The following is a 25,114-nucleotide window of genomic DNA, read 5'->3' as shown; positions in this document are numbered from 1 at the left end:
CGGGCGCGGCGCGCGTCGTGCGCGGCCCGCGCCGGGCGAAATCGGGAATGAGAAGAGGGCACCCGCCTCGGGGTGCCCTCGCGTTCTTTCTCTGGCCGGAAGACCCGCTCAGGTCTTCTTCGCCTGCCGTCCGAAGTAGTGGTTGTAGGCCATCTTGAAATCGACCGAGTAGTCGTTCTGCCACTGGCCCGCGCGCTCGGCGAAGGCGCGCTGCGAGTCGAGCACCTTCTTGAACAGCGGGTTCTCGGCCGATTTCTTCGCGATGGTCTTGTCCCACGAGGCGAGCTGCGCGCGCAGCACCGAGTCGGGCGTCTTGTAGAACTTGATGCCGCTCTTCTTGAGTTCCTCGTAGTCCTTGGAATTGCGGTCGATCGCCTTCCAGCTCATGTCGGCGCTCGCGGCCTGGGTCGCGTACTCGATCACGGCCTTGAGCTCGGGCGGCAGCGCGCGCAGCTTGGGGCCGTTCCACAGCACCTCGAACTGCTCGCCGCACTGGTGGAAGCTCTGCAGCATGCAGTTCTTGGCCACGTCGGGGAAGCCCAGCACGCGGTCGCTCGAGGCGTTGTTGAACTCGGCCGCGTCGATCAGGCCGCGGTCGAGCGCGGGCACGATCTCGCCGCCGGGCAGCGGGTTCACGGCCGCGCCCATGTCGGTGAACACGTCGACCGCGAGGCCCACGGTGCGGAACTTCAGGCCCTTCATGTCCTCGGCCTTGGCCACCGGCTTCTTGAACCAGCCCAGCGGCTGCGTCGGCATCGGGCCGTAGAGGTACGAGGCCACGTCGAGGTTGAGGCTCTTGTAGATCTCGTCCATCAGCGCCTTGCCGCCGCCGTAGGTGTGCCAGGCCAGGATCATGTTGGCGTCCATGCCGTAGCCCGGGCCCGAACCCCAGAGCGCGAGCGCGGAGTTCTTGCCGTACCAGTAGGCGACCACGCCATGGCCGCCGTCGAGCGTGCCCTTGGCGACGGCGTCGAGCAGCTGGAAGGCCGGCACCACCGAGCCCGCGGGCAGCACCTCGATCTTGAGGCGGCTGCCGGCCATGTCGTTGACCTTCTTGGCGTAGTCCTGCGCGTACTCGTGGAAGATGTCCTTGGCCGGCCAGGTGCTCTGGAAGCGCAGGGTGGTGGTCTGGGCCATGGCGACCATCGGCGCCGACATGGCGCCCGCGGCCACCGCGGCGCCCTTGAGCAGGCTGCGACGGCGGGTCGGTTTGCTGTCTGTCATGTTGTCTCTCTCCATAGGTCTGACTGGGGAAATCCCAGGCCGCCGTCTTGGAGTTATGGTTGACAGGCCCAAGCCGCCATCTTTGGCGCGCAGCAAAACACGACAAACAGGGTTTTCACGAACCGGTGAAAAATTCCACCATCCGGCGGCCACCGGGACCGGTAAAGATGGCCGCCGCTTCGTGGGAACCCTCTTGCCATCGAACGAATTGGAAGGAATGCAGAAGATGACCGAACCCGTGGGTGAAAAAGGCTATGCCGGCGACGTGACGCCCGAACAGGCGGCGCAATGGATGGCCAGCGGCGAGGCCGTGCTGGTCGACGTGCGCACCGACGCCGAGCGCGAGTGGGTCGGCTTCGTGCCGGGCGCGGTGCCGCTGGCGTGGAAGCAGTGGCCGGGGATGGCGCTGAACCCGGGCTTCGACGAGGGCGTGCGCGCGGCTGGCGAGGGCGGGAAGAAAGTGGTGCTGCTGTGCCGCAGCGGCGTGCGTTCGATCGCGGCGGCGAAGCGGGCGACGGAGCTGGGGGTGGAGGCTTACAACATCCTCGAGGGGTTCGAGGGGAATCCGGACGAGAACGGGCACCGGGGTTTTATTGGGGGGTGGCGCAAGCGGGGGCTGCCCTGGAAGCAGAACTGAGCTGCTAAGGGGGCAGCAGATCGGGCCGGTGGGCGCGCAGCCAACCCTCGGCACCGGCCAGCAATTGCGCGGCCTGGTCGATGCAGGCCTGGAGCGCGGCATTGGAGATCGGGTCGCCCTCGTAGTCGCTCACGTTGCGTTGCCGGCGCAGCGCATCGAGCACGATGATGTCCGGTTGCGCCACGCCGATCGTCAGCCCCAGGCTCTGGATGGCCGTCTGGTGATGGCCCGGTTGGCTGGTGGCCGTGCGGTAGCCATTGGCCCACAGGCCCAGCATCGCGCATTGCATGATGCACTTGTAGGCCGCATCGAAGCGGTTGTCGGTGCTGACCTGTGCGACATGCGCGTCGGCCAGGTTGCGACGCGCCGCCTGAAGCAGCTTGGCGATGCCCGCGGCGTCAGACTGATGGACCTGCAGCCGCCCGATCGCCTGCAAGTTCTGCAAGCTCATCCGCTCCTCCCTTCACGAGCAGTTTGGGTTTGGCGAGTATGTCGCGTGCGAAGGCATCGCCGGCGCGTGCGCGCCGTGCAAATTCCTCGGTTGTGTAGAGCACCGTGTTCACTTCGCGGCCCAGCGTCGCGTGCAGGGGGAACACCGCCTGCGCGAGCGTCATGAAGTCGACGCTGCCCAGCACGAGCAGGTCCACGTCGCTGCCCGGAGACGGCGTGCCGCGCGCGATCGAGCCGAACACCAGCGCGAACCGGATCTGCGCATCCAGCGGTGCCAGCGCTTCGCGCACGGCAGGCACCACGCCATGTGTCTTGCGAAACATCGCCGCGAGGTCCTCGAACAGGGGATGGCGGGTGTCGGCGTTGTAGCGCACCTGGTTGCCTTGTTCGCTGCGCTTGAGCAGGCCGGTGCGCGCCAGCTTGTCCACCTCGCGCGCGAGCGTGCCCGCATGGCTGTCGGTCAGGCGCGCCAGTTCGCGCAGATGGAATGCGGACTGCGGCTGCAGCAGCAGCACCGCCAGCACGCGCTGCCGCGCGGCGGGGAACAGCAGGTCCATCAAGGAAGAATCGTTGCTCATTGGGCGACGATTGTTGCTATTGAGGCGACATTCGGCAAGTCGTCGAGCCCAAGTAAAAAGGCCCGCGGGCAAGCCGCAGGCCTTTTCCTGTACGAGTCGCGAAAGATCAGTTCAACGGCGGAATCCGCAGCTTCTGCCCCGGATAGATCTTGTCCGGATGCGACAGCATCGGCTTGTTGGCCTCGAAGATCGCGTTGTACTTGTTGGCGTCGCCGTAGTACTTCTTGGAGATGGCCGACAGCGTGTCGCCCTTGACCACGTCGTGGTACTGCGCGGGTGGTGCGGCGGGGGCGACCAGGTTGTTCTCCACGCTCGTCACGTTGGCCACGTTGCCGGCCGCGAGCGAGGCTTTCTCGCTGGCTTCCTGCGAGGGCGCATTGCCCGCGAGCGTCACGATGCCGGTGCTCGCGACATAGGTCACGACGAGGTTCGTGAGGCCGAGGTTCTGCGTCTCGATGTAGGTCTTGATGGCGGCCGCGGCCTTGTCGTTGGCATCGGGTTCGGCCGCCTGGGCCGACGAGCCGCCGAACAGCTTCTCGCCCGCTTCCTTGATGAAACTCAGCAATCCCATGGTTCTCTCCTTGATCGGGTGGTCGATGGAATCCGCGAATGTAGCGGCGCGCCATGGGCGCCCCGCGTAGTCCCGGACCGCGACCGACAACACCGCGACAGCAGGAATAGTCACAAAGTCGCAATAATGCCGCGCATGTCCGCAGCCACCGCTCCCTTCCTCGCGATCGACATCGGCAACACGCGCCTCAAGTGGGCGCTCTACGATGCGGCTCGCCCCGGCGCCGCCCTGCTGGCGCAGGGTGCCGAGTTCCTCGATCACATCGAGCGGCTCGCCGACGGCCCCTGGGCCGATCTTCCATCGCCGTCGAGCATGCTCGGCTGCGTCGTGGCCGGCGACGCACTGCGCCGCCGTGCCGAGGAGCAGGTGGTTGAGCGCTTCGACTGCACGCCACGCTGGGTCATGCCCAGCCTCGCCGAGGCCGGCATCGTCAACGGCTACGACCATCCCACGCGCCTCGGCGCCGACCGCTGGGTCGCCATGATCGGCGCGCGCCACCGCATGCTCGGCGAAGGCGCGCCGCGGCCGATGGTGGTGGTGCTGATCGGCACCGCGGTCACCGTCGAGGCCGTCGATGCCGACGGCAAGTTCCTCGGCGGCCTGATCCTGCCGGGCCACGGCATCATGCTGCGCGCGCTCGAGTCGGGCACCGCGGGCCTGCACGTGCCCACCGGCGAGGTGCGCGAATTCCCCACCAACACCAGCGACGCGCTGACCAGCGGCGGCACCTACGCCATCGCCGGCGCGGTCGAGCGCATGGTGCAGCACGTGCGCTCGCACTGCGGCGCCGAGCCGGCCTGCTACATGACCGGCGGCGCGGGCTGGAAGATGGCGCCCGTGATGAACGGCCACTTCGAGCTGGTCGAGAGCCTGATCATGGACGGGCTGCTGGTGATCGCGCAGCAGCGCGCCGGCTGAGAAGGTGTGAATGAACCTGCTGCGCACCCCGATCTCGCATCTGCGGTCCTCGCCGTACGTCAGTACGGCTCCGGTCCTCGACGCGACCTCGGGGCGCTCGCGACGGTTCCTTCACACCTTCTGAGGCTCGCCGCTCAGGCGCGCAGCAGCTGCGTCGCCGCGTGGATGAGCAGCCCCACGAGCCCGCCCACCAGCGTGCCGTTGACGCGGATGAACTGCAGGTCGCGCCCGATGTTGCGCTCGAGTTCGGCCGTCATCTCCTCGGTGTTCCACTGCGCCACGCGCTCCACGATGTAGCGCCGGATGTCCTCGCGGTAGCGCTCGATCGCGAGCGGCGCCGCGGCCTCGATCTGCTCGTTGATCCAGCGCCGGATCGCCTCGTCGCCCTGCAGGCGCTGGCCGAGCGCGGCGGCCATCGAGGCGATGCGCCGGCGGATCGTCGAATCGCCGCGGCCGAGGTCCTCGTGCAGCCAGGCCAGCAGCTCGCCCCACAGCCCGTGCAGGTAGTCGCCCAGCGCCGGGTGCGCGATCAGCTCGGCACGGATGCGCTCGCCGCGCGCATGGAACTCGGGGTCGTGCTGCAGCCGCACGATGAAGTCGTCGACGAAATGATCGAAGCGCCGCCGCATGGGGTGTTCGGGCTCGGCCGCGAGCTCGGCGATGGTGTGGGCCACGGCCGCCACGATCTTGCGCGTGGCCAGGCGCGCCGCCACCTGGTCGAGGCCGACGAAGCGCAGCGTCTTGATCTCGCGCGCGATCGCCTCCGTGATGTGCGCCTGCACCTCCTCGCCGTCGAGCACGCCCGCGATCTGTTCGAGCACCCCGTCGAGCAGCGCCTGGTGGCGCCCGCCCGCGGTCAGCGCGCCCAGCGTCTGACCCATGAGCTGCGACAGGTCGATCTTCTCGAGCCCGGCCGCGGCGGCCTTGCCGATGAAGTCGCGCACGCGCGCGTCGTCGAAGGCCGAGAGCCCGTAGCGCGTGGCCGCCACGCCCCATTCGCCGAGCCGCTCGCCGCTGGCCGGCCGCGCGAGCCATTCGGCCATGCGGCCGGCCGGATCGAACTCGCGCAGCTTCGCGAGCACCTGCGCGGTGCTCAGGAAGTTGTTGCAGATGAAGCCCGCGAGCTTGGCGCCGATGCGGTCCTTGTTGCTCGGGATGATCGCGGTGTGCGGGATCGGCAGCCCCAGCGGATGGCGGAACAGCGCCACCACCGCGAACCAGTCGGCGATGGCGCCGACCATCGCGGCCTCGGCGAAGGCCGCGAGGTAGCCGAACACCGGATGCCAGTCGTGCAGCACCGTGGCGACCGCATAGAGCGCCGCGGCGGCGCACAGCAGGCCCAGCGCCACGCGCTTCATGCGCCGCAGCGCGTCGTCGCCCTCGGCCGCCGGGGTCGTCAACGAGCGCCTGTTCAGCCGATGGCCGGCGAGGACGCCAGGCGGTGCATGAAGAGTTCGCAGCGTGCGAGCTGCTCGAGGCTCACGTACTCGTCGGGCTGGTGCGCCTGCTCGATGCTGCCGGGGCCGCACACCACGGTGGGGATGCCGGCGTTCTTGAACAGGCCCGCCTCGGTGCCGAAGGCCACCAGCGTGGTGCGCTCCTCGCCCGAGAGCCGCTGGGCCAGCTTGGTGATCGCGTCATTGGCGCTGCCGAGGAAGCTCGGGATCTCGCAGATGGTGTCGAAGCTGAAGCCGGCATCGGGCGCGACCTTCTTCATCGCCGGCTCGAGCGAGCCCGCATAGGCCAGCACCTCCTGTTGCATGCGCTTCGCGTCGGCGGTCGGCAGGTCGCGGAACTCGTAGCGGAACTCGGCGTCGCGCGGCACCACGTTGTCGGCGATGCCGCCGTGGAACTGGCCCACGCTGGCGGTGCTGAAGGGCACGTCGAAGCCCTCGTAGCGCGGCTCTTCGCGCTCGAAGCCCTCGGCCATGTCGCGCACCTTGCCGATCACGCGCGCGGCCATCTCGATGGCGTTGACCGACTTCGGCGTGAGTGAGGAGTGCGCTTCCTTGCCGCGCACGCAGCACCGGTAGCGGTACACGCCCTTGTGCGCGATGGCCGGCACCATGCTCGTGGGTTCGCCCACGATGCAGGCCAGCGGCTTGATGCCCGCGTCGCGCATGTCGGCGATCAGCTCCTTCACGCCGAAGCAGCCGATCTCCTCCTCGTAGCTGAAGGCGAAGTGCACCGCGAAGGGCGCCTCGCTCGCGAGAAAGCGCTCGGCGTTGGCCAGCGCCACCGCGATGAAGCTCTTCATGTCGGCCGAGCCGCGGCCGTACAGGCGCCCGTCGCGCACCGTGGCCGAGAGCGGGTCGACGCTCCAGTCCTGGCCGTCCCAGGGCACCGTGTCGGTGTGGCCCGAGACGATCACGCCGGCCGGCTTGCCCTCGCCCAGCGTGGCGAACAGGTTCGCCTTGGTGCGTTCGGCGTTGTAGGTGATGCGGCTCTTGACGCCCAGGGCCGCGAGATGCGACTGGGCCAGCTCGATCAGCTGGAGGTTGCTGTTGGCGCTGATGGTGTTCATGCGCACCAGGGCCTGGGCCAGTTCCAGGCTGCGGGGGGAAAGCGTGAGGGACATGCGGCGCATTGTCCCGGAACTCGGCACCGGAGGCTTCAGAAAGCGGTCGGATGGCCGCCGCTGTCGGTCTCCGACACCTTGAGGCGCGCGAGCTCGTCGCGCAGCCAGCCGCCCGCCCGGCCCAGCGGGCGCGCCTTGTTCCACAGCAGGTCGACGCCCAGCAGCCAGTCGGTGTGCGGGTAGGCCTCGAGCTGCAGCTCGACCAGCTCGCCCGCGGCCAGTTCGCGCCGCACCAGCAGGCGCGGCAGCGTGGCCCAGCCCAGGCCCGCGTGCGTCATCTCGAGCAGCGCGAGGTAGCTCTCGGCGCGCCAGCAGCGCGTGGCGTCGAGGTACTCGGTGGTGGGCAGCCGCTCGCTGTGCGCGCTGAAGGCGAGCCGGCGGTGCCGGTGCAGCTCGCCGAAGCTCACCGTGGGCAGGGCCGCGAGCGGATGCGTGCGCGCCGCGACGTGCGCCATCACCAGCTTGCCCATCTGCACGAACGCCAACTCGCGCGCATAGCCGGGCTGCGCGAAGCCGATGCCCAGCTGCGCCTCGCCCTGGCGCACCAGCACGCTGACGTCGCCGTGCAGCGGATGCCGCACCTCGAGGTCGACGTGCGGGAAGCGCTCGGCGAAGGCCGAGAACACCGGCATCAGCACGTTGTAGGGAATCTCGATCGCCAGCGTGAGGCTGGGCTCGACCGCGTCGGCGAGGCTTTGCGCATGGCCCTCGAGCGCGAGGCAGCGGTCGAGCACGCCATGGGCCTCGCGCAGCAGGCGGCGGCCGGCCTCGGTCAGCGCGGGGATCTTGGTCGCGCGGTCGAACAGCGCCACGCCGAGGTCGACCTCGAGGTTGCCGATGGCCGCGCTCACGGTCGACTGCGTCTTGCCGAGCTGGCGCGCCGCCGCCGAGAAGGAACCGGCGCGCGCCACGGCCGCCAAGGTCTCGAGTTGGTCCAGCGAATAGCGCACGGTCCGTCTTCCATCGAAAAAAACGATTGATATTAACTTTGACCCATGACGGAGGAAATCGATCATCCGGCCGCGACCCGACCCACAACACCAACGCGGAGACTTTTCGATGACCCCTTCTTCCGGCGTCCACCCCGTGGACGAAGTGCTGCCCCCGCAGCAGATGGCCAGCTACGGCCTGCAGCACGTGCTGGTGCTCTACGCGGGCGCGGTGGCGGTGCCGCTGATCCTGGGCGGCGCGCTCGGCCTCACGCCCGCGCAGGTCGTGACCCTGATCAACGCCAACCTGCTGACCTCGGGCATCGCCACCCTGATCCAGACCCTGGGCTTCTGGAAGTTCGGCGCGCGGCTGCCGCTGGTGCAGGCCTGCTCGTTCATCGCGCTGGCGCCGATGATCATGATCGGCAAGGAATACGGGCTGCCGCACGTGTTCGGCGCCGTCATCGCGGGCGGCGCGATCACGGTGCTGCTGGCACCGGCCATCAGCCGGCTGCTGCGCTTCTTCCCGCCGGTGGTGATCGGCAGCCTGATCACCGTGATCGGCATCTCGCTGATGCCGGCCGCCGCGATCTGGCTCGGCGGCGGCAACCCCGACGCGCCCGACTTCGGCAGCGCGCCGAACCTGCTGCTGGGCCTCGCCACCGTCGCCATCACGCTGGGCATCTATGCGCGCTTCGGCGGCTTCGTCGGCAACCTCGCGGTGCTGCTCGGGCTGGTGGCGGGCACGGCGATTGCTGCGGTCTTCGGGCTCACCGATTTCGCGCAGGTGGGCCACGCGGCATGGTTCGAATTCAGCGCGCCCTTCGCCTTCGGCCTGCCCGCGTTCGGGCTGGCACCGATCCTGATCATGACGCTCGCGATGATGGTCATCATGGCCGAGACCACCGGCAACTGCCTGGCCATCGGCCAGATCGTCGGCCGCCCCGCGACGCCGGCCACGCTCGGCAACGCCTTCCGCGCCGACGGGCTGTCGACCATGATCGGCGGCGTCTTCAACAGCTTTCCGTACAACGCCTTCACGCAGAACACCGGGCTGATCGCGCTGTCGGGCATCAGGAGCCGCTACGTGGTGGCCTCGGCCGGCACGATCATGGTGCTCATGGGGCTGTTTCCCAAGCTCGGTGCCCTGATCGCCTCGGTGCCGCGGCCGGTGCTCGGCGGCTGCGCGATCGTGATGTTCGGCATGACCACGGTGGCGGGCATCCAGGAACTCTCGCGCGTGCGCTTCGAAGGCACGCGCAATGCGATCGTGGTGGCGGTGTCGGTCAGCGTGGGCGTGCTGCCGATGTCGTTCCCGGCGCTGTTCGCGCAGGCCGCCGGGCCGCTCAAGCTGGTGCTCGAGAGCGGCATCTTCCTGGCCGCGATCACGGCGGTGCTGCTGAACCTGCTGCTCAACCGCGGTGCCGCCGAGCAGGAAGCGCCGGCGGCCGCGACGCACTGATCCCAGACCTTCACAATGAATTCGACCGACATGAACACACCTCCCTCCCTCTCTGCGCGCGACCTCGAACTGCTGCGCATGACGATCGCGCTGTCCGAGGAATCGAAAGCCCGCGGCCGCCATCCCTTCGCCGCGCTGGTGGCGAACGAGCATGGCGAGGTCGTCGTCACGGCCGGCAACAACTCGATGCCGCCCGAGGGCGATCCCACGCAGCATGCCGAGCTGGTCGCGGCCGCGCAGGCGGCGCGGCTGCTCGCGCCCGAAGCGCTCGCGCGCTGCACGCTCTACACCAGCGCCGAGCCCTGCTGCATGTGCGCCGGCGCGATCTACTGGACGAACATCGGCCGCGTGGTCTATGCGCTGTCGGAGCACGCACTGCTCGGCCTCACGGGCGACCATCCGGAAAACCCGACCTTTTCGCTGCCCTGCCGCGAGGTTTTCGTGCGCGGCCAGCGCCGCATCGAAGTGATCGGACCGCTGCTCGAGGACGAGGCCGCCGCGCCGCACCATGGCTTCTGGACCGACGGCCACTGAAGCCCGTGGATCGGTGTTTTCCGGCGTGCCCGGAAATGGCTTAGTGGATAGACTGGCGTTTTGAGAGCAAGCCATGAAACTCATCGATTCGCTCGTCACGCAGGCGGCCGGCATCGCCGCCGTCCGACGTGACCTCCACGCCCACCCCGAACTCTGCTTCGAAGAAGTCCGCACCGCCGACGTGGTCGCGGGCAAGCTCACCGAATGGGGCATCCCGATCCACCGCGGCCTCGGCACGACCGGCGTGGTGGGCATCGTCAAGAACGGCACCAGCAACCGCGCGGTCGGCCTGCGTGCCGACATGGATGCGCTGCCGGTCACCGAGCTCAACACCTTCGCGCATGCGAGCAAGCACCACGGCAAGATGCACGCCTGCGGCCACGACGGGCACACGGCGATGCTGCTTGCCGCGGCGCAGCATCTGGCGAAGCACCGCAACTTCGACGGCACCGTCTACCTGATCTTCCAGCCGGCCGAGGAGGGTGGCGGCGGCGCGCGCGAGATGATCAAGGAGGGGCTGTTCGAGCAGTTCCCGATGGACGCCGTGTTCGGCATGCACAACTGGCCCGGCATGAAGGCCGGCCAGTTCGCGGTGAGCCCGGGCCCGGTGATGGCCTCGGGCAACAAGTTCTACGTCAACGTGGTGGGCAAGGGCGGCCATGCGGCGCTGCCGCAGACCGGCATCGACCCGGTGCCGATCGCCTGCGAGATCGTTCAGGCCTTCCAGACCATCCTCACGCGCAAGATGAAGCCGACCGACTCGGCCGTGATCTCGGTCACCACCATCCATGCCGGCGAAACCAACAACGTGATCCCCGACAACTGCGAGCTGTCGGGCACGGTGCGCACCTTCTCGCTCGAGGTGCTCGACATGATCGAGGCGCGCATGAAGCAGATCTGCGACCACATCTGCGCGGCGCACGACGCCACCTGCGAGTTCCGCTTCGAGCGCTACTACCCGCCCACCATCAACACCGAGGCCGAGGCCGACTTCGCGCGCCGCGTGATGGGCGGCATCGTCGGTCCCGAGAACGTGCTCAAGCAGGAAGCCGCCATGACCTCGGAGGACTTCGCCTTCATGCTGCAGGCCAAGCCCGGCGCCTATGCCTTCATCGGCAACGGCGACGGCGCGCACCGCGACGTGCACCACGGCGAGGGCCCGTGCACGCTGCACAACGCCAGCTACGACTTCAACGACGACCTGATCCCGCTGGGCGCCACCTGCTGGGTGCAGATCGCCGAGCAGTTCCTCGCCACCGGCGCCGTGCAGAAATGATCGGCATCGGCGAGGCTTTCGCGCCGCGCTATGCGCAGGCGCGCCAGAAATTCCTGCAGGCCTGCCTGAGCGCGGGCCTGACCGTGGAACCCCACCTGCTGCCGATGCGCGGGCGCGACGGCGAGGAACTCTCGTGCGACGTGGCCTTCGACGGCGCGCCCGACGCCGACCGGCTGCTGATCCTCAGCAGCGGCTGCCACGGCGTGGAAGGCCACTGCGGCAGCGGCGTGCAGGTGTTCGCGCTGCACGACGCCGAGTGGCGCGAGAAGGCGCGCTCGGCCGGCGTGGCGGTGCTCTACGTGCATGCGCTCAATCCGCACGGCTTCTCGTTCGGCCGCCGCGTGACGCAGGAGAACGTCGACCTGAACCGCAACTTCGTCGACTTCACGCAGCCGTTGCCGGTCAATGCCGCCTATGCCGAGCTGCATGCGCTGCTGGTGCCTGACACCTGGCCGCCCACGGCCGAGAACCAGGCCGCGGTCCAGGCCTGGATCGAGAAGAACGGCATCGGTGCCTACCAGACCGCGGTGAGCGGCGGCCAGTACCAGTTCGAGGACGGCCTGTTCTTCGGCGGCAAGGCCCCGACCTGGAGCCACCGGATGATCCGCGCCGTGCTGCGCCGCCACACGCGTCGCACGCGTCGGCTGGCCTGGATCGACCTGCACACCGGCCTGGGCCCGAACGGCATCGGCGAGCGCATCTTCGCCTGCCGCGACGACAAGATCGCCTACGAGCGCGCCAACGCCTGGTGGGGCAACGGTGCCGGCCAGGCCGACGCGGCGCCCGTCACCTCGATCTACGACGGCTCCTCGACCTCGGCGCTGCTGCGCGGCCTGATGTGGGATGCCGTCTACGACGAATGCCCGCAGGCCGAGTACACGGGCATCGCGATGGAGTACGGCACGGTGCCGGTGCTCGACGTGCTGACCGCGCTGCGCGGCGACCACTGGCTGCATCGCCATCCCGAGGCGCCGGCCGACCTGTCGGACGCGATCCGCCGGCGCACGCTCGAGGCCTTCTACACCGACACCGATGCCTGGCGCGGCCAGATCGTGAGCCAGGCGCGGCAGGCCATGTTCCAGGCCGCCGACGGGCTCAGCGGGCGCTGAGCCGCCCGAACCGGGCGGACCGGGCGGACCCGCTTCAGGTCCGCACCTTGCCGTCGCCCGTGAGCATCGAGAGCTCGACGAACTTCGAGCCCACGTGGTTCTTCGCCGAGAACGAGACCTCGAAGCCGCCGAGCTGCAGCCGGTCGATGCTCTCGAGGCCGGTGATCAGCCCCTCGCGCGACAGCTTGCCGGGCGCCTTGCGCAGGCCCTCGACCAGCACCTTGGCCGCGAGATAGCCCTCGAGGCTCGAGAAATTGGCGCTGGCGCCGTTGCCGGCCTTGCGCACCGCCTCGGTGAACTCGCGCGCGATCGCGTTGGCCTGGCTGTAGGGCGAGGGCACGACCTGGGTCACGAGCACGCCCGCGGCCTCCTTGCCGAGCTCGTCCGACAGCGCCTGGGTGCCGACGAACGAGAGGTTGAAGAAGGTGCCGCCGAAGCCGGCCTTGCGCGCCTCGCGGATGAAGGCCGCGCAGGCCTTGTAGGCGCCGACCTGAACCACCGCGTCGGGCCGCGCCGCCAGCAGCGTCTTCACGGCCGGCGCCACCTCGGCCGAGTTGCGCTCCACCGTGGCCTGCGCGATCGGCTTGAGCTGCTGCTCGGCGAGCGCCAGCGTCACGCCGTCGAGCCCGGCCTTGCCGTAGGCGTCGTTCTGGTGGAACACCGCGATCTTCTTCAGGCCCAGGTGGGTGAGCTGCCTGACCATCAGCGCGGTCTCGTCGTTGTACGAGGCGCGCAGGTGGAACACGTTCTTGTGGAAGGGCTCGCGCAGCGCCATCGCGCCGGTGAAGGGCGCCACGAACGGCACCTTGTCCTTCACCGCCAGCGGCAGCGCCGCCAGGCTGGTGGGCGTGCCGATGTAGCCGAACAGCGCGAACACGTCCTCGTCGATCAGCTTCTGCGTGTTGGCGACGCAGCGCTCGGGCTCGTAGCCGTCGTCGAGCGTCTTGATCTGCACCGGGCGGCGGCCGGACTGGGCGTTGTAGGCGTCGAGGAACACCTTGGCACCCTGGTGGAACTGGATGCCCAGCTGCGCCGCCGGGCCGGTGAACGGCGCCGACTGGCCGAGCACGATCGGGCCATCGCCCTGGGCCCGGGCGACGGCGGCGAAACCGCCGAGCGTGGCGGCACCGGCCGCCAGCGAGAAATGCCTGCGATTGATCATGGCGAAAACCCCCTCCTGTCATGCGTCATGCGACGGACCCCGTGCATGCCCCGAAAACCTTAAAAACTTTAGACTCGCCCGATGGCCCACGCCTCGAACGACACCCCCCACGACTCCTCGCCCGCCGCTGCCGCCACGGTGCTCGGCGCCTGCCCCCACGACTGCCCGGACACCTGCGCGCTCGTCACCACCGTCAAGGACGGAGTGGCGGTCAAGCTGCAGGGAAATCCGGCCCATTCGCACACGGGCGGCGTGCTGTGCACCAAGGTGTCCCGCTACATCGAACGCAACGACCATGCCGAACGGCTGGTCCAGCCGCTCAAGCGGGTCGGCCCCAAGGGCAGCGGCCGCTTCGAGCCGGTGAGCTGGGAGGCTGCGCTCGACGGCATCGCCGCGCATCTTCGGTCATTGCGGGCCGATCCCGAGAGCATTCTCCCCTACAGCTATGCGGGAACGATGGGCCTGGTGCAGGGCGAATCGATGGACCGGCGCTTCTTCCACAAGCTCGGCGCCAGCCTGCTCGACCGCACCATCTGCTCGATGGCCGGCGGCGAGGCCATGGTCCACACGCTGGGCGGCAAGGTCGGCATGCGCATCGAGTTCTTCGCCGAGGCGAAGCTGATCCTGATCTGGGGCAGCAACTCGATCGCGAGCAACCTGCACTTCTGGCGCCACGCCCAGGCGGCCCGGCGCGCCGGCGCGCGGCTGGTGTGCATCGACCCGCGGCGCACCGAGACCGCCGACAAGTGCGACGAGCACATCGCGCTGCTGCCGGGCACCGATGCCGCGCTGGCATTGGCGCTGATGCACGAGCTGATCGTGCACGACTGGCTCGACCACGACTACATCGCGAACCACACGCTGGGCTGGGAGCAGTTGCGCGAGCGCGCGCTGCAATGGCCGCCCGCGCGCGCGGCACGCGTGTGCGGCGTGCCCGAGGAACAGATCGTGGCGCTGGCCCGGGCCTATGGCACCACGAAGCCGGCCGCGATCCGCCTGAACTACGGCATGCAGCGCGTGCGCGGCGGCGGCAACGCGGCGCGCGCGGTCGCCTGCCTGCCGGCGCTGGTGGGCGCCTGGCGCGACCGCGCGGGCGGGCTGCTGCTGAGCAGCTCGGGCCATTACCCGGTCGACCGCGCCGCGCTGCAGCGGCCCGACCTGCTGGCCGGCCGCCGGCCGCGCACCATCAACATGAGCACCATCGGCGACGCGCTGCTCGACACCGCGAAGCCGATCCAGGCGATCGTGGTCTACAACAGCAACCCGGTGGCGGTGGCACCCGAGTCGGCCAAGGTGGCGGCGGGCTTCGCGCGCGAGGACCTGTTCACCGTGGTGCTCGAGCAGTTCCGCACCGACACCGCCGACTACGCCGACTACCTGCTGCCGGCCACCACGCAGCTCGAGCACTGGGACATCCACTGCAGCTACGGCCACACCGACGTGCTGCTGAACCGCCCGGCCGTGGCGCCGCGCGGCGAGGCGCGCAGCAATGCCTGGGTGTTCCGCGAGCTGGCGCGCCGCCTGGGCTTCGACGAGCCCTGCTTCGCCGAGAGCGACGAGTCGCTGTGCCGCACCGCCTTCGCCGAGGGGAGCATCGACTTCGCGCAACTGCTCGCCCAGGGCTTCACCAGCGTGAAGCTGGCCGAGGCGCCGTTCGCCGAGGGCCGCTTCCCCACGCCCTCGGGCCGCTGCGAGTTCCACAGCGCGCGCCTGGCGGCCATGGGCATGGACGGCCTTCCCGACCACGTGCCCAACTGGGAGCCGGCGGGCAGCTCCACCGAATTCCCGCTCGCGATGATCTCGCCGCCGGCGCGCAACTTCCTCAATTCCACCTTCGTCAACGTGACCAGCCTGCGCGCGATCGAGGTCGAGCCGCTGCTCGAGATCCATGCCGACGACGCGGCCGTGCGCGGCATCGAGGACGGCGCGCTGGTGCGCGTGTTCAACGGCCGCGGCGAGCACCGCTGCCGCGCCGAGGTCTCGCGCCGCGCGCGCCCCGGCGTGGTCAACGGCATGGGCATCTGGTGGCGCAAGCTCGGCATGGACGGCACCAACGTCAACCAGCTCACGAGCCAGCGCCTGACCGACATCGGCCGCGGCCCGACCTTCTACGACTGCCTGGTCGAGGTCGAGCGCGTGGCCGGCGCGCAGGCGGCGGCCGCGTGAAGGCCGCCTCCATCGTGGCGCTGGCCGGCGCGCTGCTGCTCGGCGGCTGCGCCGACCTGCGCTACTACTGGCAGTCGGCCAGTGGCCACATCGGCATCATGCGCGCCGCGAAGCCGGTGCCCGACTGGCTGGCCGATCCCGCGGTGCCCGCGGCGCTCAAGGCCAAGCTCGAGCTCACGCAGCGCATCCGCCGCTTCGCGAGCGACGAACTGGGCCTGCCCGACAACCCCAGCTACACCGCCTACGCCGACCTGCACCGCGCGGCCGCGGTGTGGAACGTGGTGGCGGCGCCGCCGTATTCGCTCACGCTCAAGAGCTGGTGCTTCCCCGTGGCGGGCTGCGTGGGCTACCGCGGCTACTACAGCGAGGAGGCGGCCAAGGCCGAGGCCGAGGCGCAGAAGCGGCAGGACCTCGAGGTCTCGGTCTACCCGGTGCCCGCCTACTCCACGCTGGGCTGGATGAACTGGGCCGGCGGCGACCCGCTGCTGTCGACCTTCATCGGCTACCCCGAGGGCGAGCTCGCGCGGCTGGTGTTCCATGAGCTCGCGCACCAGGTGCTCTACGTGGCGGGCGACACGGTGTTCAACGAGTCCTATGCGACGGCGGTCGAGCGCATCGGCGGCGCGCTGTGGCTGCAGCGCGAGGCCGGCGAGCCGGCGCGCCGCGAGTACGCGCAGTTCGATGCCCAGCGCCAGCAGTTCCGCGCGCTCGCGCTCGACACCCGGCGCGCGCTCACGCGGGTCTACGAATCGCCCGAGGCCAAGGCCCAGGACTGGAAGGCCGTGGCCGCGATGAAGCAGGCCGCGATGGACGACTTCCGCGCCCGCTACGCGGCGCTGCGCGAGGGCTGGGCCGGCCCGCGCCAGCATGCCTACGACGGCTGGGTGGCGCGCGCCAACAACGCGGCCTTCGGCGCGCAGGGCGCCTACGACGACCTGGTGCCGAGTTTCGAGGCGCTGTTCGAACGCGAGGGCCGGAGCTGGCCGCGCTTTTACACTGAGGTCCGCCGCATCGGCCGGTTGCCGACCATGGAGGAGCGCCGCCAGGCGCTCGCCACGGCCAGCGGCATCCTGCAGACGCGGCGCGGCCGCGGCCACGACAACAACGGAGAACACGACGGTGCCTGACATCCATATCGAACGCCAACACACCCTGGGCATCGCCCGCGCACGCCAGGTGGCACGCAAGTGGGTGCGGCAGGCCGAGCAGGAGTTCGGGCTCGATTGCGTCTACACCGAGGGCGAGGAGCGCGACGTGGCGACCTTCACGCGCGCCGGCATCGACGGCACGGTCGAGGTGACGGCCCAGACGCTCACCTTCGATGCCACGCTGGGCTTCCTCTTCAGCAGCTTCAGCGAAATGATCGAGCAGAAGATCAGCCGCAACCTCGATACGCTGCTGGGGCCGGCCGAGGGCGGCAACCGCTTCGCCTGAAGCGCCGCCGTTTCAGGCGATGGTGTAGCCGCCGTCCACCGGCAGCGATGCGCCGCTGATCATCGACGCGCCCTCGCTCAGCAGGAAGAGGATCGGCGCGACCACTTCCTCCACGCGCGCGAAGCGCCCGAGCGGGATGCCCGCGATGGCGGCCGCGCTCTTGGCCGGATCGGCCCAGGCCTGCTCGGCCATGGGCGTGAGCGTGACGGTGGGATTGACGCTGTTGACGCGGATGCCGTGCGGCCCGAGCTCGAGGCACAGCGAGCGCGTGATCGCATCGAGCGCGGCCTTCGAGGCGCAGTAGCAGAGGTGCGCATCGAGCGCGACCAGCGCGGCCTGGCTCGAGACATTGACGATGCTGCCGCGCACGCCGGCCGCGGCCATCGCTTTGCCGCAGCGCGCGGCGACCAGCGCGGCGGCACGCGCGTTGACGGCCATGACGGCATCGAAGCTCCGGGCCTGCAGTTCGAGCGCCGGTTCGAGCAGCGCGATGCCGGCGCAGTTCACCACGAGGTCGAAGGCGGGGAGCTCGGCGAATGCCTGGTCGAGGGCTTGGGAGTCGGCCACGTCGAGCACGAGTGGGTTGCAGCCTGTCTCTTCCTGCAGCTTCTGGAGCGCGGCTTCCTGGCGGCCCACGGCCGTGACCTGCGCGCCTGTTTGCGCGATCCGTACCGCTACTGCGCGGCCGATACCGCTGCTAGCGCCGGTCACGAGTGCGCGTCGGCCGGTGAAGTCGAAGGATGGGTTCATGTCGGAAGGTGGGGGATGACGTGGAGAGGGGAGCGGACTTCCAGACGCAGAGGACGCGAAGGTTTCGCGAAGGACGCAAAAAGGAATCCCATCATTTTCTGAATTTCTTTTTCGCGCTCTTCGCGGAACCTTCGCGTCCTCTGCGTCCGGCCGTTGTTGTTGTCTTATTTCAATCGATGCATCGCATCGCGCAACGCGGGGTACAGCGACTTGTAGATCTCGAAGCGCTCGCGGTAGACGGCCTGCGCCTGGGGCTCGGGCCTTGCGCGTTCCACCAGCGTGACCCAGCCGCGTTCGGCCGTCGCCGCATCGACCAGCCCCGCGCCCAGCGCCGCGAGCATTGCCGCGCCGAGGGCAGCCTCGACCTCTTCCTCGATGGTGAACACGGGGTAGCCCGTGATGTCGGCCACGATCTGCATCCAGAGGTCGGAATGGGCCGCGCCGCCGACCACGATCAGGCGCGGGTCCAGCGGCTGGCCGCTTTGGCGCCCGGCCTCGATGTTGTGCTGCAGCGCGAAGCTCACGCCCTCGAGCACGGCGCGGTAGAGGTGGGCACGGCCGTGCGCGAGCGAGAGGCCGATGAAGGCGCCCTTGGCCTGTGCATCCCAGATCGGGCTGCGCTCGCCCATCAGGTAGGGCAGGAACACCAGGCCCTGCGCGCCGGGCGGCACGTCGACGGCCTGGCGCTCGATCAGCGCATGCGCGTCCTCGCCGGTGCGCGCGGCCTCGGCCAGCTCGGCCTGGCAGAAGGTGTCGCGGAACCAGGTGACGGCCGCGCCCGCGGCGATGGCGCCGCCGAACACGTAGCTGCGGTCCGCGCCGCGGTACACGTGCGGCATGCCGATGAGCCGGTGGCGCGCGTCCACGCTCGGGCTTACGAAGCCCCAGCACATGCTGGTGCCGATCATCGCGACATGGTCGCCGCTGCCGGTCACGCCCGCGCAGAAGGTGGCCACCGCGGCATCCACGCCGCCGCCCATCAGGGGCATGCCTTCGGCGAGGCCGAGCCGCGCGGCCCATTCGGCCTTCAGGCCGCCGACCACGTCGCTCGATTCGACCAGCCGCGGCGGCATCATGCGCGCCGGAATGCCCAGCATGCCGAGCGCCTCGTGGGACCAGCCGCGCCGCGCCGCGTCGTAGCCGCCGCCGATGTTGCCGGCCGAGCTGTGGTCGACCGCGAGCTCGCTGGTCAGCCGCCAGTTGACGTAGCTGTTGGGCGGCAGGAACCAGCGCGTCTTCGCCCACACCTCGGGCTGGTGCTCGCGGATCCACAGCATCTTGGTGTAGCCGTAGTAGCTGTCCACGCCGTTGCCCGTGATCGCCTGCAGCTTCTGGACGTCGACGGTCGCGTTCACCGCATCGACCTGCGCGGTGGCGCGGCGGTCCATCCAGATCAGGCAGGGATGCAGCGGCTGCATGGTCTCGTCGACCGGGATGCCGGCGCCGCCATAGAGGCTGCTCACGCACATCGCGGCGATGTCGGCGGGCGCGACGCCGCTCTTCGCGACGCAGGCGCGCACGCTCTCGCACACGGCGTCGAACCACACGGCGCAGTCCTGCTGCGCCCACAGCGGCTTCGGCGTCTCGGGCTGGTAGGCCACGCCGGCCTGCGCGCGCACGCGTCCGTCGATGCCGACCAGCAGGCACTTGGTGCTCTGCGTGCCGATGTCGACGCCGATCACGTACTTCATGGGGCGGTCCGCGGCTGCGGCTTGAGCAGCACCTTGATCGAGTCGAGCGAGTTGGCGAGCGCGAAGGCGCGTTCCCATTCGGTCAGCGGGAAGTCGTGCGTGACGATGCCCTTCGAGGTCACGAGCCCGCGCGCCAGCAGGTCGATGGCGATCGGGTAGCAGTAGGGCCCGAGGTGGGCGCCGCGCACGTCGAGCTCCTTGCGGTCGCCGATGATCGACCAGTCGGCGCTGGTCTCCGCGCCGAAGACGCTGAACTCGACGAAGCGGCCGAGCTTGCGGATCATCTCCAGGCCCTGCGTCACGCCGATCGGCGCGCCCGTGGTCTCGATGTAGACGTCGCAGCCATAGCCCTCGGTCAGGCCCTTGACGATGGCATCGGCGTTCTCGGTCTTCGGATTGATCACGACGTCGGCGCCGTACTGCTTCGCGAGCGCGAGGCGTTCGGGCACGAGGTCGATCACGATCAGCTGCCTGGGCGTCTTGAGCGCCGCCACCTGCGTCATCATCAGGCCGAGCGGGCCGGCGCCCGCGATCACCACCACGTCGTCGAGCTGGATGTCGCCGCGGTTCACGGTATGGATCGCGCACGACAGCGGCTCGATGATGGCCGCGTCCTCGAGCGCGATGCCGTCGGGGATCCTGTGCACGCGCGCGGTCGGCGGCAGCCGCATGTAGTCGGCCATGCCGCCGTCGGCCACGATGCGCTGGAAGCCGAAGATGTTGTGCACCTCGCACATCCAGTACTTGCCCGAGGTGCAGAAGCGGCACTTGCCGCAGGGCACGATCTGCTCGGCGATCACGCGGTCGCCCTTGCTCACGCCGAAGTGCTCGGCCGCGCCTTCGCCGAGCGCCTCGACGTAGCCGAAGAACTCGTGGCCCGGAATCACCGGCGCCTTGACCCACGAGGGCTGGCCGTCGCCGCCCCAGAACATCTTCGCGCCCGAATGGCACTTGCAGTCGGAGGCGCAGATGCCGCAGGCCGCGATCGAGATCAGCAGTTCGTTGGCGCCGATGGCGGGCACCTCGACGGTCTCGAGGCGGTAGTCCTTGGGGCCGTGGCAGACGACGGCCTGCATGGCGAGCCGGGCGATGGCGCCCGTGCTGCCGGACTGGAGCTTTTGATAAGACATGGGTTCCTTGTGGGGAGAGGGGGAAGGAGCAAGGCAGAAGAGGGAGGGCTAGCGCTTTGCTTCCCGGCTGATGAAGATCGCGAGCAGCACGATGCCGCCCTTGATGATCAGTTGCAGGTACGGCGACACGCCGATCATGTTGAGCCCGTTGTTGAGCACGCCCAGCAGCAGCGCGCCGACGAGGGTGCCGACGATCGCGCCGCGGCCGCCGGCGATCGAGGTGCCGCCCATCACCACGGCGGCGATGGCGTCGAGCTCGAAGCCCACGCCCACGCCGGGCTGGCCGCTGGTCACGCGCGAGGCCTGCACGATGCCGGCGACCGCGGCCGTGAAGCCGCTGAGCGCATACACCAGCAGCTTGTAGCGCGCCACCCGCACGCCCGACAGCCGCGTCGCTTCCTCGTTGCCGCCGATGGCGTAGACGTAGCGGCCGAAGGGCGCCATGTTCAGCAGCACGTAGGCCGCGAGGTAGGTGGCGAGCATGAGCAGGATCGGCACCTTGATGCCCGCCAGCGTGCCGCCGCCGAGGAAGGCGAAGGACTCGGGCAGGCCGTCGATCGGGTAGCCGCCGGTGTAGATCAGCGCGATGCCGCGCGCGATGCCCATGGTGGCCAGGGTCACGATGATCGGCGGCATGCGCAGGTAGGCCACGCAGTAGCCGTTGAACAGGCCGATGACCGCGCCCACGGCCAGGCCCAGCGGCACCGCGAGCAGCGGCGGCAGCCCGAACTGCACCATCAGCCCCGAGGCCAAGGTGCCCGACAGCGCCACCACCGCGCCCACCGAGAGATCGATGCCGCCGGTGAGGATGGCCGCGGTCATGCCGACCGCGATGATGGCGTTGATCGAGGACTGCAGCGCGATGTTCTGCAGGTTGCCCCAGGACAGGAAGTTGTCGGTCGCGACGATCATGAAGACCGAGATCGCGACCAGCCCGACCAGCGGCAGGAAGGCCGTGGAGCGGCGCAGCTCGGTGAGGAATCCACCGGCGGGAGCGGGCGGCGCGGGATGGCTGGCGGTGGCGTTCATGGCGAACCCCCTGTGGTTGCGTGGCGCATGATGTCGCCGGAGTGGATGGAGTCGCCCTCGAGCGTGGCCACGATGGACCCGCCCGAGAACACCGCGACGCGGTCGCACATGCCGACGATCTCGGGCAGCTCGCTCGAGATCATCAGCACCGCCTTGCCCTGGCGCGTGAGCTCGCGCATCAGGGCGTAGATCTCGGCCTTGGCGCCGACGTCGATGCCGCGCGTGGGCTCGTCGAAGATCAGCACCTCGCAGGCGTGGCCGAGCCAGCGCGCGATCACCACCTTCTGCTGGTTGCCGCCCGAGAGCGTGGCCACGCGGGTCTCGAGGTCCGGCGCCTTCACGCCCACGCGGCGCGCGAGCTCGGCCGCCTCGCGCTTCTCGGTGCCCTCGCGCACCAGGCCCGCGCGGCGGTGTCGGCCCAGGTTGTTGAGCGTGATGTTGAAGCGGATCGTGAAGTCGGTGATCAGCCCCTGCACCTTGCGACTCTCGGGCAGGAGGCCGATGCCGTGCGAGAGCGCCTGCGTCGGGTCGTCGAGCCGCACGGGCGTGCCGTTGCGCAGCACCGTCTTGCGGTGCGCGCGGTCGGCGCCCATCATGCCGAGCGCGAGCTCGGTGCGGCCCGAGCCGACCAGGCCCGCGAAGCCGAGGATCTCGCCCGCATGCAGTTCGAAGGCATTGACCGGCCCGCCCTTCGCGAGCTGGATGGCGGGCACCTCGAGCAGCTTGCGCGCGCCGGCCGCATGCGGTGCCGGTTGCGGCTTGGGCGGAAAGCTCTGCTCGATGCGCCGGCCCACCATCATCTCGACCAGTGCGTCGATGTCGGTCGCGCCGACCTCCGCATGGCCCGCGTTGGCGCCGTCGCGCAGCACGCTGATGCGGTCGCAGACCTCGAAGATCTCGTCGAGGTGGTGCGAGATGAAGATCATCGCCACGCCCCGGTCGCGCAGCGACCGCATGATCCGGAACAGGTGGTCGGCCTCGTTCGGCGTCAGCGTGGCGGTCGGCTCGTCGAGCACCAGCAGGCGCGCCTTCAGCGACAGCGCCTTGCCGATCTCCACGAACTGCTGCTGCGCCACCGAGAGCCGGCACACCGGCACGCGCAGGTCGATGCGCACGCCCAGTTCGTCGAACAGCTGCCGTGCCGCGCGCCGCATCGCGGCCCGGTCGATCAGGCCGAAGCGGCGCGTGGGGTAGCGGCCCAGGAAGATGTTCTCGGCCGCGTCCAGGTGCGGGATCAGGCTGAACTCCTGGAAGATGATCCCCACGCCCGCCGCGATGGCGTCGGCATAGCCCGCGAAGCGGCGCTCGCTGCCGTCGATGTAGATGCGGCCCTCGTCGGCTTGGTGGATGCCGCAGAGGATCTTCATCAGCGTCGACTTGCCCGCGCCGTTCTCGCCGAGCAGCGCATGCACCTCGCCCTTGCGGATCGAGAGGTCGATGCCCGAGAGCGCCTGCACGCCGGGAAAGCGCTTCGAGACGCCCTCCAGCCGCAGCATCTCGGCGGTGTCGTTCATGGTCACGGCCGGGGTCCGTCCGCGCCTTACCAGCTGAAGCTCTTCGCGCCTTCGGCGTCGATCAGCTTCACGTCGACCGGCACCGCCGCCGGCACGTTGGCGCCCCACTTCTTCGCGAGCGCGATGCCGATGGCCAGCCGGATCTGGTCGCGCGGGTATTGCGCGGTGGTGGCGATGAACTTCGAGCCCGGCTTCTGCATCGCCTTGATGGCCTCGGGCGCGCCGTCGACGCTGGTGAGCTTCACGTCCTTGCCGCTGGCCTCGATGGCCGCGAGCGCGCCCATCGCGCCGCCGTCGTTGACGCTGAACATGCCCTTCAGGTCCTTGTTGGCCTGCAGGATGTTCTCGGTCACGGTGAGCGCGGTGGCGCGTTCCTGCTTGCCGTTCTGCGTGCTCACCACCTTGATGCCCGGGTACTTGGCGAGCGCCTCGCGGCAGCCCTTCACGCGCTCGAGGATCGGCACCACCGGGATGCCGTCGAGGATCGCCACGTCGCCCTTCTCGCCGATGGCCTTGGCCAGGTGCTCGCAGGCCAGCCGGCCTGCGTCGGTGTTCTTCGAGCCGACGAAGGAGTCGACCGGGCCCTGTGCGTTGGCATCGACCGCCACCACCACCAGCCCGGCCTTCTTGGCCGAGCGCACCGCCGACTGCACGCCGGTGGAGTCGGTCGGGTTCAAGAGCAGGATGTCGACTTTCTTCTGGATCATGTCCTCCACGTCGCCGATCTGCTTGGCCACGTCGTGGCGCGCGTCGGTTGCGACCACGCTGGCGCCGATGCTCGCGGCCGCCTCCTCGAGCGCCTGCTTCATGGTCACGAAGTAGGGGTTGTTGAGCTCCTGGAAGCTCATGCCGATGCGCAGCGGCTGCTTCGGCGCCTGGGCCTGCGCGGCGGAGGCGGCGCACAGCAGCGCGGCGAGGGTGGCGGTGGCGAGGGTGTTCTTCTTCATGGCATGTCTCCTTGGGTGATGACGGTGGAAAGGACGCGGGCAAGGCTTCGCCCCGCGCGGTGCCCGAACGGGCCCGCGCCGATGGCGATGCGGGAAACGGGGGCGGGCCGCCTACGGCGGGCTGGCGCCGCGCAGGTGCGCGGCCTGCGCCGCCTGCATGCGGTGGAAGTTGCGGAACTTGGTCGGCGGCATGCGCTTGTGCAGCAGGAACTGCCGGTTGAAGTTCGACACGTTGTTGAAGCCCACGTCCATGCAGACGTCGAGCACCGGCTTCTCGCTGCTGGTCAGCAGCTCGCAGGCGCGGCTGATGCGCAGCCGGTTCACGTAGCGCACGAAGGACTGGCCCGTGTGCTTGCGGAAGGCGCGCGAGAAGGCGCTCGGGCTCTGGCCCACCAGCTCGGCCAGCATCGGCTCGCGCAGCTCGTCGCCGAGGTTGGCCGCGATGTGGGCCAGCACGTTGTTGATGGCGTGCGACATGAAGGCCTTGGGATCGGGCTTGAAGGCCGGGCTCGCGAGCCGCTGGCGGTCCTGGCTCGCGGCCAGCAGCTCGAGCAGCGACAAGAGCAGGATCACGCGGCGCAGCCCGCGCGCCTCGAGCAGCGCTTCCATGATCGGCTTGGCGGCGGCCGCCGTCTCGGCCGAGAACAGCAGGCCCGCGCCCGACTCGGCGATCAGCGGCGCGATGCGCGCGAACTCGGGGAAGCTCGCGGCCATGTTGCGCACCAGGCCGGCCGGGAACTGGATCACGATGCCGCGCCGCTCCACGCTCTGGCCCGCGGGCACGTCGCTGATCCAGTTGTGCGGCAGGTCGGGGCCCATCATCACGAGGTTGCCGGGCTCGAAGTGGCCGACGTGGTCGCCCACGAAGTAGACGCCCTGGGTCTCGACGATGAGCTGGATCTCGTACTCGGGATGGAAGTGCCAGCGCACGGTGCGGTAGGGGTAGCCGTGGGCCCAGCAGGCGAAGGATTCGTCACCGCGGACTTCGACGATTTCCAGATCGGGTTGCATGGCGCTCGTTGTTC

General features: G+C 69.6%; 24 protein-coding genes. 9 read left to right on the top strand and 15 right to left on the bottom strand.

What is annotated here, in order from left to right:
- Window positions 1–108: 108 nt before the first annotated feature.
- Window positions 109–1,224: a TRAP transporter substrate-binding protein gene (locus ACODT0_RS25845; protein ID WP_479671013.1), complete on the bottom strand. Its 1,116-nt coding sequence runs from the start codon at window positions 1,222–1,224 to the stop codon at window positions 109–111.
- Window positions 1,225–1,450: 226 nt separating this feature from the next.
- On the opposite strand from ACODT0_RS25845, the gene ACODT0_RS25840 reads away from it, so the two are divergent.
- Window positions 1,451–1,861 (top strand): rhodanese-like domain-containing protein, encoded by a 411-nt coding sequence (locus ACODT0_RS25840; protein ID WP_057592565.1) that lies wholly within the window; start codon window positions 1,451–1,453, stop codon window positions 1,859–1,861.
- Between the two features lie 4 nt (window positions 1,862–1,865).
- Here ACODT0_RS25840 and ACODT0_RS25835 read toward each other — a convergent pair whose 3' ends face one another.
- From ACODT0_RS25835 to lysM, 3 genes are all read right to left on the bottom strand, one after another.
- A complete protein-coding gene (locus ACODT0_RS25835) occupies window positions 1,866–2,312 on the bottom strand; it encodes a DNA-binding protein (RefSeq protein ID WP_261212304.1) in 447 nt (148 codons plus the stop codon).
- Complete coding sequence (locus tag ACODT0_RS25830; protein ID WP_489042630.1) at window positions 2,260–2,868, bottom strand: nucleotidyltransferase domain-containing protein; 609 nt, start codon at window positions 2,866–2,868, stop codon at window positions 2,260–2,262. The genes ACODT0_RS25835 and ACODT0_RS25830 overlap by 53 nt, the downstream gene beginning before the upstream one ends.
- Window positions 2,869–2,995: 127 nt before the next feature.
- Window positions 2,996–3,460: a peptidoglycan-binding protein LysM gene (gene lysM, locus ACODT0_RS25825; RefSeq protein WP_057592562.1), complete on the bottom strand. Its 465-nt coding sequence runs from the start codon at window positions 3,458–3,460 to the stop codon at window positions 2,996–2,998.
- Window positions 3,461–3,595: 135 nt separating this feature from the next.
- Here lysM and ACODT0_RS25820 point away from each other — a divergent pair, with 135 nt between their 5' ends.
- Window positions 3,596–4,378, top strand: a complete 783-nt coding sequence (locus ACODT0_RS25820; RefSeq protein ID WP_057592596.1) for a type III pantothenate kinase — start codon at window positions 3,596–3,598, stop codon at window positions 4,376–4,378.
- Between the two features lie 134 nt (window positions 4,379–4,512).
- Here the strand turns inward: ACODT0_RS25820 and ACODT0_RS25815 are convergent, their stop codons facing one another.
- From ACODT0_RS25815 to ACODT0_RS25805, 3 genes are read right to left on the bottom strand one after another with little or no spacing between them, the layout of a single operon-like run.
- Entirely contained in the window at window positions 4,513–5,778 is a 1,266-nt protein-coding gene (locus ACODT0_RS25815; protein WP_489042629.1) for a DUF445 domain-containing protein, read from the bottom strand.
- 11 nt (window positions 5,779–5,789) lie between these two features.
- Window positions 5,790–6,956, bottom strand: a complete 1,167-nt coding sequence (gene argE / locus ACODT0_RS25810; protein ID WP_489042628.1) for an acetylornithine deacetylase — start codon at window positions 6,954–6,956, stop codon at window positions 5,790–5,792.
- A gap of 35 nt (window positions 6,957–6,991) precedes the next feature.
- Window positions 6,992–7,906, bottom strand: a complete 915-nt coding sequence (locus ACODT0_RS25805; RefSeq protein ID WP_057592561.1) for a LysR family transcriptional regulator — start codon at window positions 7,904–7,906, stop codon at window positions 6,992–6,994.
- 109 nt (window positions 7,907–8,015) lie between these two features.
- On the opposite strand from ACODT0_RS25805, the gene ACODT0_RS25800 reads away from it, so the two are divergent.
- From ACODT0_RS25800 to ACODT0_RS25785, 4 genes are all read left to right on the top strand, one after another.
- Window positions 8,016–9,347: a nucleobase:cation symporter-2 family protein gene (locus ACODT0_RS25800; RefSeq protein WP_489042627.1), complete on the top strand. Its 1,332-nt coding sequence runs from the start codon at window positions 8,016–8,018 to the stop codon at window positions 9,345–9,347.
- A gap of 30 nt (window positions 9,348–9,377) precedes the next feature.
- On the top strand, window positions 9,378–9,881 hold the full coding sequence (locus ACODT0_RS25795; protein ID WP_422098304.1) for a deaminase: 504 nt from the start codon (window positions 9,378–9,380) through the stop codon (window positions 9,879–9,881).
- A 73-nt stretch (window positions 9,882–9,954) separates the two neighbouring features.
- Window positions 9,955–11,157 carry a M20 aminoacylase family protein gene (locus ACODT0_RS25790; RefSeq protein ID WP_057592558.1) on the top strand — a complete coding sequence of 401 codons (1,203 nt, stop codon included), beginning with the start codon at window positions 9,955–9,957 and terminating at the stop codon, window positions 11,155–11,157.
- On the top strand, window positions 11,154–12,266 hold the full coding sequence (locus tag ACODT0_RS25785; RefSeq protein ID WP_413762137.1) for a M14 family metallopeptidase: 1,113 nt from the start codon (window positions 11,154–11,156) through the stop codon (window positions 12,264–12,266). The genes ACODT0_RS25790 and ACODT0_RS25785 overlap by 4 nt, the downstream gene beginning before the upstream one ends.
- A gap of 34 nt (window positions 12,267–12,300) precedes the next feature.
- Here ACODT0_RS25785 and ACODT0_RS25780 read toward each other — a convergent pair whose 3' ends face one another.
- Entirely contained in the window at window positions 12,301–13,428 is a 1,128-nt protein-coding gene (locus ACODT0_RS25780) for an ABC transporter substrate-binding protein (protein WP_489042626.1), read from the bottom strand.
- 81 nt (window positions 13,429–13,509) lie between these two features.
- Between ACODT0_RS25780 and ACODT0_RS25775 the strand changes: the two genes are divergently transcribed.
- Genes ACODT0_RS25775 through ACODT0_RS25765 form a run of 3 tightly spaced genes read left to right on the top strand, consistent with a single transcriptional unit; the run spans window position 13,510 to window position 17,028 of the window.
- Window positions 13,510–15,594, top strand: coding sequence for a molybdopterin-containing oxidoreductase family protein (locus ACODT0_RS25775; protein WP_489042625.1), 2,085 nt, complete (start codon window positions 13,510–13,512; stop codon window positions 15,592–15,594).
- Entirely contained in the window at window positions 15,591–16,721 is a 1,131-nt protein-coding gene (locus tag ACODT0_RS25770) for an aminopeptidase (protein WP_261212319.1), read from the top strand. Before ACODT0_RS25775 ends, ACODT0_RS25770 begins: the two co-directional genes overlap by 4 nt.
- Entirely contained in the window at window positions 16,714–17,028 is a 315-nt protein-coding gene (locus ACODT0_RS25765; protein WP_489042624.1) for a polyhydroxyalkanoic acid system family protein, read from the top strand. The genes ACODT0_RS25770 and ACODT0_RS25765 overlap by 8 nt, the downstream gene beginning before the upstream one ends.
- A 12-nt stretch (window positions 17,029–17,040) precedes the next feature.
- Here ACODT0_RS25765 and ACODT0_RS25760 read toward each other — a convergent pair whose 3' ends face one another.
- The 7 genes from ACODT0_RS25760 to ACODT0_RS25730 form a co-directional block, all read right to left on the bottom strand.
- The gene (locus ACODT0_RS25760) at window positions 17,041–17,778 is read right to left on the bottom strand and encodes an SDR family oxidoreductase (protein ID WP_489042623.1); all 738 of its coding nucleotides are present in this window, start codon (window positions 17,776–17,778) and stop codon (window positions 17,041–17,043) included.
- A gap of 164 nt (window positions 17,779–17,942) precedes the next feature.
- Entirely contained in the window at window positions 17,943–19,469 is a 1,527-nt protein-coding gene (locus ACODT0_RS25755; RefSeq protein WP_489042622.1) for an FGGY-family carbohydrate kinase, read from the bottom strand.
- Entirely contained in the window at window positions 19,466–20,599 is a 1,134-nt protein-coding gene (locus ACODT0_RS25750) for an alcohol dehydrogenase catalytic domain-containing protein (protein WP_489042621.1), read from the bottom strand. The genes ACODT0_RS25755 and ACODT0_RS25750 overlap by 4 nt, the downstream gene beginning before the upstream one ends.
- 48 nt (window positions 20,600–20,647) lie before the next feature.
- Window positions 20,648–21,628: an ABC transporter permease gene (locus tag ACODT0_RS25745; protein WP_057592549.1), complete on the bottom strand. Its 981-nt coding sequence runs from the start codon at window positions 21,626–21,628 to the stop codon at window positions 20,648–20,650.
- Window positions 21,625–23,142: a sugar ABC transporter ATP-binding protein gene (locus ACODT0_RS25740; RefSeq protein ID WP_489042620.1), complete on the bottom strand. Its 1,518-nt coding sequence runs from the start codon at window positions 23,140–23,142 to the stop codon at window positions 21,625–21,627. The genes ACODT0_RS25745 and ACODT0_RS25740 overlap by 4 nt, the downstream gene beginning before the upstream one ends.
- Before the next feature lie 26 nt (window positions 23,143–23,168).
- Window positions 23,169–24,089: an ABC transporter substrate-binding protein gene (locus ACODT0_RS25735; RefSeq protein WP_489042619.1), complete on the bottom strand. Its 921-nt coding sequence runs from the start codon at window positions 24,087–24,089 to the stop codon at window positions 23,169–23,171.
- Between the two features lie 111 nt (window positions 24,090–24,200).
- Window positions 24,201–25,100: a helix-turn-helix domain-containing protein gene (locus ACODT0_RS25730; protein WP_057592547.1), complete on the bottom strand. Its 900-nt coding sequence runs from the start codon at window positions 25,098–25,100 to the stop codon at window positions 24,201–24,203.
- Window positions 25,101–25,114 lie beyond the last annotated feature (14 nt).

The sequence above is a fragment of the Variovorax sp. FG153 genome (assembly GCF_057809595.1).
This window is presented reverse-complemented; position numbering and strand designations above follow the sequence as displayed.